We start from the raw sequence: 17,180 nt of genomic DNA on the forward strand, positions 1-17,180 counted from the left end.
ACTGTTGCGACCAACCAGCACGTCAAGATCGGGACGGGGCAGTTCATTGAGGCCGGGCAGGAGATTCACCTGAGCAGCGGCATGAAACTCGTGATCGAAGCCGGCAGCGAAATAACCCTCAAAACCGGCGGCACCTTCATCAAGATCGACGCCAGCGGCGTGACCCTGAGCGGGCCAATGGTCAACGTCAATGCCGGTGGCAGCCCAGGCAGCGGAACGGGGGCAGCGCCGTTGTTGCCGGGGCCGTTGAAGCAGGCGGATGCGGATAAGGCCGGGAAACTGCTTATCCCGGCACAGCGTCAGGCGCTGATGCAGAAGAAGCCGATTTGTGCGATCTGCGAAGCTGCCAAGCAGGAGGCGCAGGATGCTTAAGTCAGAGTGGGCGCTGGAAAATGGTCTCCCGAAAGGTCTGCCTTGGAACGGCACGGCAGGTTTGCTGCTCGATGGGGTGAGTGTCGAGCAGCTACAACGGCACCTCTATCAGTGGTCGGATAATCCGGAGTTCGAGCCGCTTTACCTGGGTACGCGGTGGGCCGAGCTGGGTGATATTTCTCCCTGCCTTGTCCGGGTCAAAGCACAGAACAATCCGATCCTGATGCAATTCCTGAACGCGGCCCCCCAGGAGTGGGGCTACCTTGTTTTCAGCGACCAGCCATGGGATCGCATGGTCGCGCATTTTCGCTGGCTCACCAGTGTGATGCATCCGCAAGGTGAAGAAGTTTTATTGCGTATCGCCGACCCCGCCGTGACCCATGCCCTGCTCGCTCATGCAAACAGCATCAAGGACGCGACCCTGTTCGGTCCTTGTACACAGATCATCACTGCCGATGCAGCGTTGGGGTGCTGGCATGTGGATCAACGACCGGGCAAGGCACAGGAGCCTGACCACAAGCAGCTCTACCGGTTGAGCGACGAGCAACTCAGCCAGCTAAACGAAGTGAATTTCCGCAGCCTTGTCCTTCGGCTCGATGAACACATGCACGAATACTTCCCGTCCTATCAGGCGCATGCCACACCCCTGCAACGTTGGGAACATCTGCATACCCTTGCGTCGACCTCTTATGACCGAGGCTTCAACACCGAACTCGACATTACCCTTTACGCCAATATTCACGGGTTTCTTGGTGAACGAGCGCTGGAAGATCATCCAGACCTCGATGCAATTCTCAAGACCCCATCGGAACAAACGCCCGCTCAGCGACTCGAACGGGTCGCTGATATTGCACAGGAACGGGCTGAAGCCTTCAACAGGAGCCAAGGATGACCACGCCCACGTCGGCCGGCAAAAGCCCGAACGCCGTTGCAAAGAGCCGAGACGATGGCAAATCCGCCATGGGCGGCTGCCCCCTGATGAAAGCCAAGATTCAGCTCATCCCTCTGCGCTATGGTCTGGTCGAGCGACTCGACCCGTCCAGCGAACTGGCGATGCCGTATAAGACCACTTCACGTCCATTGGGCATTCGCCTGATCCGCGACGGCTGGCTCTACGTCATCGTCGATAAGAAGCCTCAAGTCATCCTTCATGAATACCGCGTTGAAAACGGCATCGTGACACAACTGCTGTGGGACAAAAGCGAAGTCAGCGCCGATAAACGCACAAACAACGTAGGCGAAGCCGCGCTGGTTTTCCCGCGCTCGGACACTCTCTATGTCAACTACTCCGAAGTGCAATGGACTGCCGCCAAATGCTCGCAGGTCATCAAGCACAAATCCGAGCGTGAGCACTTCATGCAGAAGGTCAGTCTTGCCAAGGCCGACCCGGAGAAAGGTGCGGCCAACCTGCTGACACCCAAGCAGGCAGAAAAGTGGGTAGCGGAGATTGCAGAACAGCCAAGCAAGACACCCGCGGTTGCAGGTGCCAAACCCGAGGAAAGCAAAGACTACCTCTGGGAACAGGCAACTCAATTCAAAAAGACTCAACTCGGTGTACTGAAAAAGCAGGTCAAGGCCGAATATGAGCAGGACCACTTGTATCTGGTTCTGGAAGATGACATTGGCGTGCTGCGCGATCTTGCCGAACATCAGGATCTGGTCGCGGGCTGGATCAGTGACTGGAGCGATGCAGAAGCAACGCAGAAGAAGTATTCATTTGGTTGCTATATCCAGTCGCTGTACACCGTGACAGGCGACACCATTCTGAATGCCGCTAAAGGTGACCCGCGCTTTGTCAAACTCAAAGAAGAAACAAGCGAAGAGCAACGACAAACCATCGCTGATTACGTCAACCATAAAAACCAACAGAAGTTTGCCAATTTATGGTCAACACCGGTAAGCGTTGCCAGAGCAAAGATACGGATGCGAGAAAGCCTGGGGGCGCTCTATCCCAAGTACGAGGATCTGATCGAAACCATTGATGACAATGCCGATGATGCACTCGAAGGTGCAAAGATGGGGCAGGAAGGCATCAATGACTTGATCGATCGCCCGGCGATGGAGGCGTTCATCAAGCACCAACAAGAACAGTTGAGTCGCTGGAACAAACGCCTGGACTTGATCACCCAGGACCGTACCAAGCTGGTGAGTGAAAAAAGATTTCATCGCTCGGCATGGTATTTCGACTCGAAACGCGAAGAGCAAGTGAACACCTCACTGGCGACTGAATATGCCTGCATAAAAGATATCTGCCGGACCGACGATGCCACTGAAAAACTTGCAAAACTGATCGAAGAACAACCCGGGTTCTCAGTCTCTTCGTTTTTCACATTGAGCCTGGCCGACCAGAAAGACTTGCACGCAAAAATCATGTCGTCCATTAAGTCCTTGCGTGACACCCTCATGGTCAAGAATGACTATGCAGGTACTCAGGAGCTCAGCGGCAAGTTTGGAAACCTGCTGACTCAAAACCTGTCAGCCGCGATGCAACTCAACGAGAACGGAATCGTTCTTGGTCAGTTACGCGACACCGCGTACGAGCCTGCAAAACAATTGCGCCTGGCGGGTGCGCTCGATAATGCGATGCAAGCCTTGCGCAGTGGCCAGCCTCTGGATCCGGCAAAAGTATTACGGGACATTCCGGGATCCGCCTGGATCAATGTCCTGCGGGCCTTCAGCAAGAATGGCATCACTCTGGAGTTTGCTTCTGCACGGCAAATAGATGCTTTCAAGGGTGATATTGAAAAGCTGACAGATCTGCGTCAGCAAATGAAATCGCTCAAAAACCAGATCAAACAGGCCCTGGCCAGAGAACGTAAAGGGCAAGCTCCCAAGGGCGGTTATAAAACTCTGGTGGCTCAACGCAAAGCTATCCAGCAAACCGTCGCCCCCATTGAAGGCCGAGTCGCGCAAGCAATGAGCCCGATTGGCGATGGCCCTGGCAAATCCGCTTTCAAGATTGCAGGGCTGAATAACGCCCAGTTGCTTGAGTTCGAGAGGATGGCGGACGACTACAGACTCAACCGTCCTTTCAAAGGGATTAACAGCGCTGTTTTTACTTCTGCGGGTGGAGATTTATTTGCTTCGGCGGCGGCGGTTTTGCAGATTGTTAATTTTGCGACTGTGACCAGAGAGTTCATTAACAAAAAAGATGTAGAAGCTAGCGATATACTTTCACTTGCAAATGCTACTTTTTCAATGATTGGCGGGACTTTCGCTGCTGCACAAGGCATCGTAATTACAGGGCTTTCTGTCGCGATTGGAAATTACGCAAGCGCTGCTGGAAAAATAAAAATGGCAGCAAAATTAGGGAAAATCACAGGAGCTTTAGGCACCGCAGCCTATTTTTTCAGTGCATTCGCTGCAATTACTAGTCTATCGGGAGAAAAGGGCTCTAGCGCTCGATGGACAGAAGCTTTACGGTCAGGCAATGGTGCAAAATTGGCAGGCGCTAGCATGACCTTGGCTGGAGATTCAGGGCAGTTGGTTGTTAATGGTTGGGCTACAGCACGATCCGCTCAATACACCTATCAGGCAATGACTACTGTTAGCGAGGCCCGCGCTCTTGCATGGGTCACAGCAGGAGGAAAACTGCTTAGCATCGCCGCACGTGCAAACCTGATTGGGCTGGCTCTCACTGGACTTCAACTTGGTGGGGAATGGCTATACAACCGCAATAACAAAACCGAGCTTGATAAATGGTTGATGGAAGGTCCTTGGGGTAAACAGACTAAAAATCGAAGCCTGGCCGAAGAACGCCTCTTGCTGGCGGATATTACTTCCTCCCCTCAGGTGGCATTAAACCAAGTAAACAGCAAACCCATGGCTGTATTGAGTTTTCCGGGGATAACGGCGAGTGAACTCAATGACGTCAATGTCGGCCTCAGTGCTTACTGGCTGCAAAACCATCAACGCAATGACTGGGAAGCCTGGAGTGAACCCCTTCTCTACCAGCTCGACCTACTGAGTCCTCCAGATGCGCCTCTCAAGCTCGGTCTGGAAATCTTTCAAAACGAAACCAATGCACAACACGGCTTGGCAATCGTGTTGAGGTATCACCCCGTGGCAGGCGATAAAGCCTTCCGGGAAAAACGCTTTGAAACCACCACCTTGAATGTACAGAGTGGCAACCCCCTTTCAGAAGTTTCCGTATTGAGGGCACGTACCAGCAATGCCCCTTGGCTATTGGTGACCCGTGATGTTCTATAGCGGTCAAATTCGTCTAATTTTTGGTTGATTACTATGTCCTCACCCCAAACACAGCATGACGAAATAGATCTGAAGCATAACCGCCCCAAGGCCGGTGAGATACGTCGCTTTGCCACGGGCGAAAGTCTCTTTTTATCCCCCCTCCCCGTGCCTACCGGACAAATGCCTATGGATCTGGGGGGGAGTTTTCTGGAGGTTAATGACGTCTATCTGGATATAGGCAGTAGCAATCAGGGCAAGTCGTTTCAAGCTCGAATAGCTGTGATGCTACCGATGTTGGCAATTATCGTATGCCTTGTCCTACTACCCGTTTCAATAGGGATTTTGGGAGAGTTCTTTAATCCATTCGGAAGAAATTTCTGGTATTACTTCAGCAAGCTCTTTGCATACGGATTATGGCTTTCACTTTTGGGTGGAGGCATGGGTGCCCTCATCGGCCTCTACGCCGTCGTCAGCACAACCCGAACCAAAGCCCGTACTCGCCCGATACGCTTCAACCGTCAACGCCGGGAAGTCTGTTACTTCCCGGACGGCTCGGACAAACCGGTCATTCAACCCTGGGAAGACACCGTAGCCTGGGTTTCGGTCAGCACCGGTTTTACCGGGGTGGGTGTCATGAGTACTTATACCTTCGGCATGGCCATCGACGATCCGGTGGGTGACAAGGTGCACTTTCTGAGGCAGGGCGTTCCCACGCCTCTGCATGGATTGGCCAAGTGGGAAGCCATTCGCGTCTACATGGAAAAAGGCCCGGACTTCTGCCCCGGCGAGGCCACCCACGAAGGGCCGCATACCTTCGATAAAGAACGTCAGGACATGCGTGAGGAATACCAACACAAGGAACGCTCCGCACTGGGCGTTGGCTGGTGGTACTTGAGCCACTTCATCACCCTGTGGCGTTTACCCTACTGGATTGCCGCTTGGGACCAGCGCTACACCATGAAAGCCCTACCCGTCTCGATTGCCGACTGGTCAAAACCGCTGCCCCCTGAACAACAGGCCACACCAAGCCCGGCCCTCAAACAACAAAGCGCCGACCTCGAAAAAGCCTTTGCTCAAGGGCAGGACTTCATGACGTATTTCAAGGCCAACCTGAGCGAGGCAAAGGCAGAAGAATCACAGAATGCCTGAGCACTAACGCAAAAACTGTAGGAGCGAATTTATTCGCGAGACGTCATTGAAGGCGACAGATTTTCTTCGTACCTCACCGGCACTTCGCGAATAAATTCGCTCCTACCATGCCTGCATATTTTGGTTGATTTCTATGTCTTCATCCCAAACACAGCATGACGAAATAGACCTGAAGCACAACCGCCCCAAGGCGGGTGAAATTCGTCGCTTTGCCACCGGCGAAAGTCTGTTTTTGTCACCACTGCCCATTTCTACCGGGCAAACCCCAATGGATCTCGGGGGAAGTTTCCTTGAGGTCAACGATGTCTATCTGGACGTTGGGAGTAGTAATCAGGGCAAATCTTATCAGGCTCGACTGGCTGTATCGTTGCCGATGGCAGCAATTATCGTATGCGTCGTTATAGCACCTACTCTTGGAGGATTAGGAACATTCTTTAATCCATTTGGAAGGACTTTCTGGTATTACTTCAGTGATTTATTTGTATTTGGATTGTGGATGTCACTAGGGACGGGAGGCTTAGGTGCCCTCATCGGCCTCTACGCCGTCATCAGCACAACCCGAACCAAAGCCCGTACTCGCCCGATACGCTTCAATCGTCAACGCCGGGAAGTCTGTTACTTCCCGGACGGCTCGGACAAACCGGTCATTCAACCCTGGGAAGACACCGTAGCCTGGGTTTCGGTCAGCACCGGTTTTACCGGGGTGGGTGTCATGAGTACTTATACCTTCGGCATGGCCATCGACGATCCGGTGGGTGACAAGGTGCACTTTCTGAGGCAAGGCGTCCCTACACCTCTGCATGGGCTGGCCAAGTGGGAAGCCATTCGCGTCTACATGGAAAAAGGCCCGGACTTCTGCCCCGGTAAGGCTACGCACGAAGGAGCACATACCTTCGATAAAGAACGCGAAGATATGCGCGAGGAATACCAACATAAAGAACGCTCCGCGTTAGGCGTTGGCTGGTGGTATTTAACTCATATCGTTACCCTGTGGCGCGTGCCCTACTGGATCGCCGCATGGGACCAGCGCTACACCATGAAAGCCCTGCCCGACTCGATTGCCGAGTGGTCAAAACCTCTGCCTCCTGAACAATTGGCCACACCAAGCCCGGCCCTCAAACAACAAAGCGCCGACCTTGAAAAAGCCTTTGCGCAGGGGCAGGATTTCATGACGTATTTCAAGGCCGACCTGAGCAATAACACCACAACCGCGTAGGAGCGACTTCAGTCGCGAATACTCTGTACCAGACGCAGATGATGGGCCGGTTCCCCGGCCTCTTCGCGAATAAATTCGCTCCTACGGTGCCTGCACATTTTGGTTGAAACCTATGTCCTCCAAACCCAAACCGCACGACGAACTGGACCTCAAAAACAATCGCCCCAAGGCGGGTGAAATACGTCGCTTTGCCACCGGCGAAAGTGTGTTTCTTTCACCACTCCCCGTGCCTACCGGACAACCCCCAATGGATCTCGGGGGAAGTTTTCTTGAGGTCAATGACGTTTACTTAGACATGGGAAGTAGCAATCAAGGTAAGTCTTATCAGGCTCGACTGTGTGTAATGATGCCTATGTTTATGATTATCGTATGCCTTATTGTGGCTCCTGTTTTAGCAGGTTTCGGAACATTTTTTAATCCGTTTGGGAGGACGTTCTGGTATTACTTCAGTGATTTCTTTGTATTCGGATTATGGTGTTCACTTTGGACAGGAGGTGCAGCAGCACTCATTGGTACATACGCCGTCGTCAGCACCACACTCGCTAAAGCCCGTACTCGACCGATACGCTTCAACCGTCAGCGCCGGGAAGTCTGTTATTTTCCGGACGGATCCGATAAGCCGGTCATTCAACCCTGGGAAGACACCGTAGCATGGGTTTCAGTCAGCACCGGTTTTACCGGGGTGGGTGTCATGAGTACTTATACCTTCGGCATGGCCATCGACGATCCGGTGGGTGACAAGGTGCACTTTCTGAGGCAAGGCGTCCCCACACCCCTGCATGGGCTGGCCAAGTGGGAAGCCATTCGCGTGTATATGGAAAAAGGCCCGGACTTCTGCCCCGGTAAGGCTACGCACGAAGGCTCTCATACCTTCGACAAGGAACGCGAAGACATGCGCGAGGAATACCAGCACAAAGAACGCTCCGCACTGGGCGTTGGCTGGTGGTACTTGAGTCATGTCGTCACATGGTGGCGTTTCCCGTACTGGGTCGCAGCATGGGACCAACGCTACAGCATGAAATCCATGCCAGACTCCATTGCCGACTGGTCAAAACCACTGCCCCCTGAACAATGGGCCACACCAAGCCCGGCCCTCAAACAACAAAGCGCCGACATCGAAAAAGCCTTTGCCCAAGGGCAGGACTTCATGACGTATTTCAAAGCGAGCCTGAGTGAGGCAAAGGCAGAAGAATCACAGAATGCCTGAGTAATAACGCCAGGACTGTGGATAAATATTCACGGCCCTGTCGCGGGCAAGCCCCCTCCCACAGAAAATGTGCAAATGAGGGCTTCCCGCATCACTTCGCGAATAAATTCGCTCCTACTTTTCGGGTGTCACGATCACCGTACACGTCATCCCCGCCGCCAACAGCAACCCATCAGGCACCTGATCCAGGTGAATGCGCACCGGTACGCGCTGGGCGAGGCGGACCCAGTTGAAGGTCGGGTTGACGTCGGCGATGAGTTCGCGGCTTTCGGGGTTGTCGCGGTCGTAGATGCCGCGGGCGATGCTTTCGACATGGCCCTTGAGCAGTTCGCCGCTCATCAATTGCATCTCGGCGGGGTCACCCACATGAACATGGGGCAATTTGGTTTCTTCGAAGAAGCCGTAGACCCAGAACGAGTTCATGTCGACCACGGCCATTTTCGCTTCGCCCGCACGGGCATAGTCGCCGCGATGGACGTTGAGGTTAGTGACGTAACCGTCCACGGACGCCAGCACGCGGGTGCGTGACAGGTTGAGTTCGGCTGCTTCCAGACGCGCCTGGGCCAACTGGTAGTCGGCCAGGGCCGAGGTGGCGATGTTGCTGGCGTCGTCGCGGTTTTCGGTGGATACCACCAGGTTGTCCATGTCGGCACGGCGTTTGGCGTTGAGTTTGCGCATTTCCCAGGTGGCCTTGCGCGAGGCCAGTAAGGCTTGAGCTTCCTTGACCGCAATCCGGTAATGCTCGGGGTCGATCTGCATCAGCAGGTCGCCCTTTTTCACCTGCTGATTATCGCGTACCGGCACATCAATCACAGTGCCGGCCACTTCCGCCGCGACGTTGATGATATCGGCCCGCACCCGGCCATCGCGGGTCCAGGGTGTTTCCATGTAGTGCACCCACAAGGTCCTGCCGATGAAGATGGCAAGAGCCAGGACCAGCAAGGTGGCGATCAGACTGAAGAGCTTTTTCATCCAGAGGTTCTCGAACCGGATATCAACGATAAAAGGGCAGCGCCAGAGCGCCGAAAATGCAGGTGAACAGGCTCAGGCGCAGCAGCGCCGGGTGCCAGAAATGTCGGTACAGGTCGAACCCCGCCAACAGTCGGTCCAGTGCCCAGGCCAGGACCAGCGCAATCAGGAACATCAGGGTGATGGTCGGCATGTACAGGCCGTGGAACGCGATTTCACGAGGCATGGGCGAATCCTTGTGGGCGGCCATGCACGGCCAGTGGCGATTGCGGGTCCAGCAGCGAGGTGCGGATGAAGTGCAGGTAGCTTTTGACCCGGCGCAGCACCGACGTGTCGAAGTGCGAGGCAAAGGGCTCGTCGGTCATTTGCACGCAACTGATGGCGTGATCGACCGCCACCAGACAGCGCTCCAGATTGCTGACATCGGGCTGGATGAACAGGCGGATCAGCGACCGTCCCATGACCCGGATCGCAATGCGCCAGGCCTGATACTCGGCGTAGCTGGGATGGATCGGCAGGATGGCTTGCTCCCGGCGCAGCTCGATAATCGCGTGGCCGATTTCCAGCACCGTGAACATCCAGTGCAGCAGCTCACGCTGAACCTCGGGCCTGCCAATTGCCAGACCATAGGCCTGATGCATCAGGTCGCGGGTCTGGCTTTCAAAGCTGGAGCCCAGACGCTGCATGGGTGCGCTGATGGCGAACACGACTTGCCGACGCAAGGCGTCTTCGAGGCGTTCCCACATCCAGCGGCTGTTGGGCGGCAGGATGATTGCACCCGCAGCGGCGCACAGCAGCATGCCGATGACCATGGCGATGTAGTCGTTGATAAAGGTGTAGGGGTTGTAGAGCGTGAGGTTGTCCGGCACCGAGCCGATGCTGAAAAAGATCAGCAACCCCAGCCCATAACCGGCCCACTGGGGACGCGAAGCCAGAAACGCGCCCACTACAAATACCGGTGCCAGAACCACGCACAGCAATGGAAAGCCATCGATGTGCGGGAAGATGAAGAAGGTTTCGGTAAAGCCCAGAATCGCGCCCAGCAAGGTGCCGCATGCCATCTGGAACGACATGCGCCGCGGGTTGTTGGTGGTGGATGACAAGGCAACGGTCGCAGCTGACGCCAGGGTCATGATCGCGCCGCTGGGCCAAGCCGTCAGCACCCAGTACGCGCTCAACAATGCTACGACGGTGCTCGCTCGTACACCGGCGGCCAGGGCGGTCAGCCAGCTAGTGCGTGGCACAAACGACGCTTCCCACTGCTCGCGCACATGGTTGTGATCGGCCAGCGAGGCGTGGGTCTGGGCGTAGTCGTGCAGATCGTTGACCAGTCGATACAGCAACTCGAAAGCCGTGTGAAAATCCAACAGCCCGGCTTCATCCGGTCCGCTTTGCTCAAGCTCGGCACGCAGGCTGCGCACCAGGTCGGGCAGCTCGGTTTTGAAGACTTCCAGACGTTGTACCAGCACCGCCGCATCGCCAATGGTCAGGGACCGGTCGGCAAAGGTATCGAGTAATTGGGCCAAGGCATTGAGGCCGGGATCGACCCGGTTCATGACCGAATTCACCTGACTGGCTCGCAACCGCGCCAACAATTGATGCAGAGCATTGAAGCGCGTGGTGATGGCCATGAACTCGCTGTTCAGGCGATTGAGTCGTCCGTTGCGCCGCCGCATGTGCGGGTCCTCGAATACCGTCACGCTGCGCAGCCCTTCCAGGCCGATGGCTTCGGCGACAAAACGCACGTTGCCGGTTTCAAAGGCATCCCGTTCGTTGACGCCGCGCAGGCCATCCACAACAAAACGGGCGAACACACCGAAGCGCTGATACAGCGCGTTGCGCATGGCAGCGGCGGAACTCTGCGGCAGGATCGCCGCCGTCACGGCAGTGGAGCAGACAATGCCCAGCGAGATTTCCAGCACCCGCCAGACCGCCGCCATGAACGAGCCTTCCGGGTGAGCCAGCGCAGGCAGGCCGACCATCGCTGCCGTGTAACCCGCCAGCACAAAACCGTATGCCCGAAAGTTGCGATAACGGGCCGCGCCTGCCGAACAGATCCCGACCCACAACGCCAGGCAACCCAGAAACGGCACCGAGTTCTGGGCGAACAGGGCCATCAGCAAGACCATCATCGCCGACCCGGCCAAGGTCCCGAGCAGGCGATAGAAGCTCTTGGCAAACACATGCCCGCTCTGCGGTTGCATGACGATAAATACGGTGATCATGGCCGTGCGCGGTTGCGGCAATTCCAGGCGCAAGGCCAGCCAATAAGTGAGAAACGCGGCAATCAGCACCTTGAAGATGTAGACCCAGGTGACACCGTCACTGCGCGCCCAACTATTGAGCTCTCGCACCACCTCCCGTAGGAGCGAATTCATTCGCGAAGGCTCATTGTCAGGCACGACCTCTTCGCGAATGAATTCGCTACGGGGTGAGGCTTTATTCATTGGGAAGCCCACCGCCCAGCGCCACCACCAGCCCGGCATGCACGCTCAGGCGAGCGGCTTCGATCTGTTGCTGGATTTGTTGCTGACGAAACAGCAGCGTCTGGGCGTTGAGCACGTTCAGGTAATCGGTCAGGCCGCGCTGATAGGCGATCAGGGCAATGTCGTAGGTTTTCTGCGCCGCCGCGACGGACTCGGCGGCAAACACTTGTTGCTTGCCCACAGAGGCGCGCCGGATCAACTGATCGGAGATGTCTTTGAGGGCCAGCACCAGTGTCTGGTTGTAATGAGCCACGGCCAGGTCATACCCCGCCACCGCCTGGCCCAGTTCCGCTCGCAGGCGTCCGCCATCGAAAATCGGCAGGCTGATGGCCGGGCCGGCTTTGTAGCTGAGCTTGCTGCCGGTCAGAAACTCAAGCATCCCGCCGCCCGTGGCCATGTAGCCGAGGCTGCCGACCAGATCGACATTGGGATAGAAACCGGCGTGGGCCACATCGACTCCACGCGCCTGGGCCTCGACACGCCAGCGGCTGGCTACCACATCCGGGCGCTGGCCCAGCAGTTGCGCGGGCAATGCCGAGGGCAGTTTGAGCGCGGTATGCAGCGACAGGCTCGGGCGTTGCAGGCTCGCGCCCTCCCCCGGCCCCTTGCCCGCCAGTACGGCCAGTTGATTACGCTCCAGCGCAATGGCCTCTTCCAGCTCATCGATTTGCCGATGGGTTTCCGGCAGCGGCGTCTCGGCCTGGCTGACCTCGAAATGGGTACCGATGCCGCCTTTCAAGCGACGCTGGGCCAGATCGAGAATCTGCTTCTGCTGGGCCAGCGTGGCTTCGACGATATCCAGCCGGGCGTAGTCCAGAGCCAGCTGGATATAGGCCCGGACGATGTTTTCCTGCAGTTCGAGTTGCGCCTGGCGTTGCTCAGCCACGCTCATGTGCGCCAAGTCAAGCGCCTGTTCGCTGGCGTTGCTCTCGCGGCCCCAAAGATCCAGCCCGTAGCTCAGGCCCAAAGACGCATTGTTGTCCCAGGTGCGAGTATTGGCCAGTTCGCCAGGGCCATAGAATTGATCGGTCGGCCAGTCGTGACGAGCCAGACTGGCGCTGCTGTCGACATGCAGGCTTTCAGAGGATTGGGCACTTGCGGCCAGCGCCTTCGCCTGACGCACGCGAGCGGCAGCCATCGCCAGACTCGGGCTGCCGAAGGTGGCCAGCTCGATCCAGCGATTGAGTTGCGGGTCGCCATAGGCATTCCACCACCGGGCTTCGGGCCAGTGGGCGTCGCGCTCGGCGTTCTGAATCACCTGATCGGTGGCCAGACTTTCGAGGGGCAAAACGCTGCCTTGTGAAGTGATTCCGTCGGTTCCGATACAGCCGCTGATGATTGACGATACAGCCCAGACACTGAGGAGCCTGAAGCCCCAAATGATGCGACGCGGCACAGCTGCGAGTTCCCGACTGGAAATGAAGCGCTATTGAGTGGCGCGATTCTAGGGGGCAGCCGTGACGGCGATAAGCTGGCTAAAGTGTGATTCTTTATTACAGAAACGAGGATAATCCCTTGCCATGTGCTAGTAACTTCATGTCACAATTTGCCATGTCTTCCGAGAACTGCCCATGGATACTCTGCAAAACATGCGCGCCTTCTGTTGTGTGGCGCAAGCGGGCAGCTTTACGGCGGCCGCAGCACAACTGGACACCACCACCGCCAACGTTTCGCGGGCCGTCTCGAACCTTGAAGCGCATCTGCAGACACGCCTGCTCAACCGCACGACCCGGCGCATCGCCCTGACCGAAGCCGGCAAACGCTACCTGCTGCGCTGCGAACAGATTCTGGCGTCCGTGGAAGAAGCGGAAGCCGAGGCCAGCGACGCCCATGCCCGGCCTACCGGCCAGCTCAAGATGCATTCGATGCCCGGTGTCGGCCAGCATTACGTGATTGATGCCATCGCCCGCTATCGCCAGAGCCATCCGGATGTGTCCTTCGACCTGACCCTGACCAGCCGCGTGCCGGACCTGCTTGAAGACGGCTACGACGTGTCCATCGTGCTGGCCAGCGAACTGCCGGACTCAGGGTTTGTGTCCCAGCGCCTGGGCATCACTTACAGCATCGTTTGCGCCTCGCCGGCCTACATCAAGAACTTCGGCATGGCCTACACCCCAGCCGACTTGCTGAACCACGCTTGCCTGCGCCTGGTCAGCCCGGTGTTCCCGCTGGAGAAATGGGCATTCGACGGCCCCCAGGGCCAGGAAACGGTCACCATCAACAGCTCGCCATTGCTGGTCAATTCCGCCGATGCCATGCAGACCGCGATTTCCAGTGGCATGGGCATCGGCATCCTGCCGATCTATTCGGCCATCGACGGGCTGCGCAACGGCACCTTGATGCGGGTCCTGCCCGACTACCGCTCCCAGGAGCTGAACCTCTACGCCATCTATCCGTCGCGTCAGTATCTGGATGCGAAGATCAAGACCTGGGTCGAATACCTGCGTGGTTCACTGCCTGAAATCCTCGCCGCCGACGAAGCCGACCTGCATATTCATTCGATGAAATCATTGGCCTGACGGCCCGCGCTTGCAAAACCGGCTGCCCAAGGACGGGCAAGAATGTTAGCGTGCTACTCATTCAACCGCTCAAGAGTGACTCCCACAATGAAAAAAACCGTACTCGCCTTTAGCCGTGTCTCCCCTGAAATGGCCGAACGCCTGTCGCAAGACTTCAATGTGATCGTGCCCGACCCGAAACTGGGCGACCTCAATACCCAGTTCAACGAAGCATTGCCAGAGTCCCACGGCATGATCGGCGCAGGCCGCAAGCTGGGGCGCGAGCAGCTTGAAGGGGCGACGAAGCTGGAAGTGGTATCGAGTATTTCGGTGGGCTACGACAACTACGATGTCGGCTACCTGAGCGAGCGCGGCATCCTGCTCACCAACACCCCGGACGTGCTGACCGAAAGCACGGCGGACCTGGGCTTTTCGTTGATCATGAGCAGCGCCCGCCGCGTCGCGGAGCTGGATGCCTGGACCAAGGCCGGCAACTGGAAGCGCAGCATCGAAGCGCCTCACTTCGGCACCGATGTGCATGGCAAGACGCTGGGTATCGTCGGCATGGGCAATATCGGCGCGGCCATTGCCCGTCGCGGTCGCCTGGGTTTCAACATGCCGATCCTGTACAGCGGCAACAGCCGCAAGAGCCAGGTCGAGCAGGAACTGGGCGCGCAATTCCGCACGCTGGATCAATTGTTGGCCGAGGCGGATTTCGTCTGTCTGGTGGTGCCGTTGAGCGAAAAGACCCGGCACCTGATCGGTCGTCGCGAACTGTCGCTGATGAAGCCAGGTGCAATCCTCATCAACATCGCACGCGGCCCGGTTGTCGATGAGCCGGCGCTGATCGAAGCCCTGCAAAACGGCACCATTCGCGGCGCCGGTCTGGATGTGTACGAGAAGGAGCCGCTGAGCGAATCGCCGCTGTTCAGCCTGAGCAATGCCGTGACCTTGCCGCATATCGGCTCGGCAACCCATGAAACCCGTCAGGCCATGGCCGATCGTGCTTACAACAACCTGCGTAGCGCGCTGCTGGGTGAGCGTCCGCAGGATCTGGTTAATCCGCAGGTCTGGAGGGGTTGATCTGTTCGCGACTGAAGTCGCTCCTACCGTGTAGGAGCGAATTTATTCGCGAAGCGGTATGCCCGAATGAATTCTTTTGCAAAAGCTCTTTCGGCTTTCTGAACACCAGCACATTCCCCAACATGACCAATGCCAGCCCGAACAATGCGGGCAAGGTCCATTGGTAGCCTTCGACCCACGCCGAGATATTCAACGCCACCACCGGGAACAGTACGGTGCAATACGCCGCACGCTCAGGCCCCATGCGTCCGACCAGGGTCAGGTAGGCCGTGAAACCGATGACCGAGCCGGGTATGACCAGATACAGCAGCGAGCCGATGTAGCGCGCGTTCCATTCAAAGGCAAGCGGCGCACCGATGAGCAGGCAATACACACCCAGCATCGTCGCACCGTAGAACATCCCCCAGGCATTGGTGGTCAACGGCCGCAGCCCGGCTTTCTGTTGCAGGCTCGACAGCATGTTGCCCGCCGAGAAACACAGGGTTCCCAGTAGCGCCAGACCAAGACCGATGAAGGTTTCGCGACTGGCATCGTGGCTCGACAACTCAGGCCAGAACAGGCACGCAAGCCCCGTCAACCCCATTGCACCGCCCGCCAGTACGTTACGCGCCACTTTCTGCTTGAAGAAAATCCGCGCATTCAGCGCATTCCATAGGGTCGCGGTCGAGAACACCACAGCGATCAGGCCGCTGGGGATCCATTGGCTGGCCGTGTAGAAACACATGAAATTGACACAGAACAGGCACAAGCCCTGCGCCAGACAGATCAACTGTCCGCGACGGTTGACCGGTTGCAGCTTCCCGCTGAGCAGGAGCAGCACGAACAGGATCAAGGCCGCCAGTGCGAAGCGATAGAGAATCGACACCGGGATCGCGACCTCGCCCAATTGCAGTTTCAGGGCAATCCAGGTCGTGCCCCAGATCAGGACAGTCAGCAGATACAGCGAGATGTTCATGGCACAGCTCCTCAATGAGCCTTGAGTCTGCTGCCGGGCCATCAACGTCGCTTGCACAATCTTGCGCATTTGATCGTGCAGGTGATGGCAACCATATCGCGCGCGAGTAGGATGCAAGGCCTAGAGGAGTCGTTAATGCCGCCCATTGAATCCATCCAGGTCTTTCAGGCCTTGAACAGCTCGCCACATGCTCGCCTGGAGCAAAGCGCGGTGCTGGGCGATGGGTTGACGGCTGCGCTGTGGCAAAACCGGCATGACTCGCAGGAATATCACGCCCCCACCCACCACACGCTGTCGTGTTACATCGCCGATGGCACGGGCACTTTTCGGCGTGATCGCCCAGGCGAAAAGGGCGCGCCCGGCAAACTCTGCACACTGCCAGCCGGTCATGAGTCGGCCTGGGTCATCAATGGCGAAATCCGTCTGGCGCATTTGTATGTCAGCCCGGAGCAGTTCGCGCTGGGTTGCGTCGCCCTGCTGGATCGCGAACCTCGGGAGATGCAGTTACAGGAAAGCACCTTTGTCGAAGATGCCGAACAGGCCGGTCGTTTTCAGAGGCTGATCCGGATGAACTGGGCTGAACCTGCCGAGCGTTTGCTTACCAGCAGCCTGGCCCATGAAATGCTCAGCCATGCGCTGCTCAATCAGGTGGGATTGCGTGACGGTTTACGTCTCAAGGGTGGGCTGGCCCCGCACTTGCGTCGTCAGTTGGTGGATTTCATCGAGATGCACCTGTCCGACCCGCTGAGCCTCGGGCAACTGGCCGGGCTCTGTGCGCTGTCCGAATACCATTTCGCCCGCATGTTCCGGGAGAGCTTTGGCCTGCCGCCGCATCAATACCTGCTGGCCCGCCGCTTGTCCCATGCCCGTCACCTTCTGCGCCATACCGCACAGCCACTGAGCGACATTGCCCTGGCCTGCGGCTTTGCCAGCGCCAGCCATTTCAGCAACCGCTTTCGCCAGGCCATCGGGGCAACACCCGGGGAATATCGACAGGCCCTGACCAGCCTTCGCGAATAAATTCGCTCCTACCGGGTGTGGGAGCGAATTCATT

The 17,180-nt window shown here is 57.2% G+C and carries 13 protein-coding genes and 1 pseudogene; 9 read left to right on the top strand and 5 right to left on the bottom strand.

Going from position 1 to position 17,180, the window contains the following annotated elements; genetic code table 11:
* From K5D32_RS11385 to K5D32_RS11410, 6 genes and pseudogenes are all read left to right on the top strand, one after another.
* Nucleotides 1-372: pseudogene (locus K5D32_RS11385) on the top strand (DUF2345 domain-containing protein); the annotation flags it as partial.
* Complete coding sequence (locus K5D32_RS11390; RefSeq protein WP_221600301.1) at nucleotides 365-1,264, top strand: DUF4123 domain-containing protein; 900 nt, start codon at nucleotides 365-367, stop codon at nucleotides 1,262-1,264. The pseudogene K5D32_RS11385 and the gene K5D32_RS11390, both read left to right, overlap by 8 nt.
* Nucleotides 1,261-4,581, top strand: coding sequence for a toxin VasX (locus tag K5D32_RS11395; protein WP_221600303.1), 3,321 nt, complete (start codon nucleotides 1,261-1,263; stop codon nucleotides 4,579-4,581). Before K5D32_RS11390 ends, K5D32_RS11395 begins: the two co-directional genes overlap by 4 nt.
* Nucleotides 4,582-5,001: 420 nt before the next feature.
* Entirely contained in the window at nucleotides 5,002-5,712 is a 711-nt protein-coding gene (locus K5D32_RS11400; protein ID WP_311775782.1) for a DUF6708 domain-containing protein, read from the top strand.
* A 133-nt stretch (nucleotides 5,713-5,845) separates the two neighbouring features.
* Complete coding sequence (locus tag K5D32_RS11405) at nucleotides 5,846-6,928, top strand: DUF6708 domain-containing protein (RefSeq protein ID WP_311775783.1); 1,083 nt, start codon at nucleotides 5,846-5,848, stop codon at nucleotides 6,926-6,928.
* A 112-nt stretch (nucleotides 6,929-7,040) separates the two neighbouring features.
* Nucleotides 7,041-8,135, top strand: a complete 1,095-nt coding sequence (locus tag K5D32_RS11410) for a DUF6708 domain-containing protein (RefSeq protein ID WP_311775784.1) — start codon at nucleotides 7,041-7,043, stop codon at nucleotides 8,133-8,135.
* A 114-nt stretch (nucleotides 8,136-8,249) separates the two neighbouring features.
* Here K5D32_RS11410 and K5D32_RS11415 read toward each other — a convergent pair whose 3' ends face one another.
* The 4 genes from K5D32_RS11415 to K5D32_RS11430 form a co-directional block, all read right to left on the bottom strand.
* Nucleotides 8,250-9,107: an HlyD family secretion protein gene (locus tag K5D32_RS11415; RefSeq protein ID WP_221600305.1), complete on the bottom strand. Its 858-nt coding sequence runs from the start codon at nucleotides 9,105-9,107 to the stop codon at nucleotides 8,250-8,252.
* A gap of 22 nt (nucleotides 9,108-9,129) precedes the next feature.
* A complete protein-coding gene (locus K5D32_RS11420; protein WP_025258695.1) occupies nucleotides 9,130-9,330 on the bottom strand; it encodes a DUF1656 domain-containing protein in 201 nt (66 codons plus the stop codon).
* Entirely contained in the window at nucleotides 9,320-11,482 is a 2,163-nt protein-coding gene (locus tag K5D32_RS11425; RefSeq protein ID WP_221600307.1) for an FUSC family protein, read from the bottom strand. The genes K5D32_RS11420 and K5D32_RS11425 overlap by 11 nt, the downstream gene beginning before the upstream one ends.
* A gap of 61 nt (nucleotides 11,483-11,543) precedes the next feature.
* A complete protein-coding gene (locus tag K5D32_RS11430) occupies nucleotides 11,544-12,986 on the bottom strand; it encodes an efflux transporter outer membrane subunit (RefSeq protein WP_221600309.1) in 1,443 nt (480 codons plus the stop codon).
* A gap of 175 nt (nucleotides 12,987-13,161) precedes the next feature.
* Here K5D32_RS11430 and K5D32_RS11435 point away from each other — a divergent pair, with 175 nt between their 5' ends.
* Nucleotides 13,162-14,109, top strand: coding sequence for a LysR family transcriptional regulator (locus K5D32_RS11435; protein WP_025258693.1), 948 nt, complete (start codon nucleotides 13,162-13,164; stop codon nucleotides 14,107-14,109).
* 87 nt (nucleotides 14,110-14,196) lie between these two features.
* On the top strand, nucleotides 14,197-15,171 hold the full coding sequence (locus K5D32_RS11440) for a D-glycerate dehydrogenase (RefSeq protein ID WP_221600311.1): 975 nt from the start codon (nucleotides 14,197-14,199) through the stop codon (nucleotides 15,169-15,171).
* Here the strand turns inward: K5D32_RS11440 and K5D32_RS11445 are convergent.
* Nucleotides 15,146-16,126 carry a DMT family transporter gene (locus K5D32_RS11445; protein WP_221600313.1) on the bottom strand — a complete coding sequence of 327 codons (981 nt, stop codon included), beginning with the start codon at nucleotides 16,124-16,126 and terminating at the stop codon, nucleotides 15,146-15,148. The genes K5D32_RS11440 and K5D32_RS11445 overlap by 26 nt on opposite strands.
* 135 nt (nucleotides 16,127-16,261) lie before the next feature.
* On the opposite strand from K5D32_RS11445, the gene K5D32_RS11450 reads away from it, so the two are divergent.
* Nucleotides 16,262-17,146 (top strand): AraC family transcriptional regulator, encoded by an 885-nt coding sequence (locus K5D32_RS11450; RefSeq protein ID WP_221600315.1) that lies wholly within the window; start codon nucleotides 16,262-16,264, stop codon nucleotides 17,144-17,146.
* Nucleotides 17,147-17,180 lie beyond the last annotated feature (34 nt).

Source organism: Pseudomonas cichorii (assembly GCF_019719005.1).
Classification (GTDB): Bacteria; Pseudomonadota; Gammaproteobacteria; order Pseudomonadales; family Pseudomonadaceae; genus Aquipseudomonas; species Aquipseudomonas cichorii_E.

Excerpts from the sequence above, each read along its gene's own strand:
- K5D32_RS11435 (WP_025258693.1), top strand. The coding sequence starts at position 13,162 with ATGGATACTCTGCAAAACATGCGCGCCTTCTGTTGTGTGGCGCAAGCG.
- K5D32_RS11440 (WP_221600311.1), top strand. The coding sequence starts at position 14,197 with ATGAAAAAAACCGTACTCGCCTTTAGCCGTGTCTCCCCTGAAATGGCC.
- K5D32_RS11390 (WP_221600301.1), top strand. The coding sequence starts at position 365 with ATGCTTAAGTCAGAGTGGGCGCTGGAAAATGGTCTCCCGAAAGGTCTG.
- K5D32_RS11395 (WP_221600303.1), top strand. The coding sequence starts at position 1,261 with ATGACCACGCCCACGTCGGCCGGCAAAAGCCCGAACGCCGTTGCAAAG.
- K5D32_RS11445 (WP_221600313.1), bottom strand. The coding sequence starts at position 16,126 with ATGAACATCTCGCTGTATCTGCTGACTGTCCTGATCTGGGGCACGACC.
- K5D32_RS11400 (WP_311775782.1), top strand. The coding sequence starts at position 5,002 with ATGGGTGCCCTCATCGGCCTCTACGCCGTCGTCAGCACAACCCGAACC.
- K5D32_RS11410 (WP_311775784.1), top strand. The coding sequence starts at position 7,041 with ATGTCCTCCAAACCCAAACCGCACGACGAACTGGACCTCAAAAACAAT.
- K5D32_RS11405 (WP_311775783.1), top strand. The coding sequence starts at position 5,846 with ATGTCTTCATCCCAAACACAGCATGACGAAATAGACCTGAAGCACAAC.
- K5D32_RS11415 (WP_221600305.1), bottom strand. The coding sequence starts at position 9,107 with ATGAAAAAGCTCTTCAGTCTGATCGCCACCTTGCTGGTCCTGGCTCTT.
- K5D32_RS11420 (WP_025258695.1), bottom strand. The coding sequence starts at position 9,330 with ATGCCTCGTGAAATCGCGTTCCACGGCCTGTACATGCCGACCATCACC.
- K5D32_RS11425 (WP_221600307.1), bottom strand. The coding sequence starts at position 11,482 with ATGAATTCGCTCCTACGGGAGGTGGTGCGAGAGCTCAATAGTTGGGCG.
- K5D32_RS11450 (WP_221600315.1), top strand. The coding sequence starts at position 16,262 with ATGCCGCCCATTGAATCCATCCAGGTCTTTCAGGCCTTGAACAGCTCG.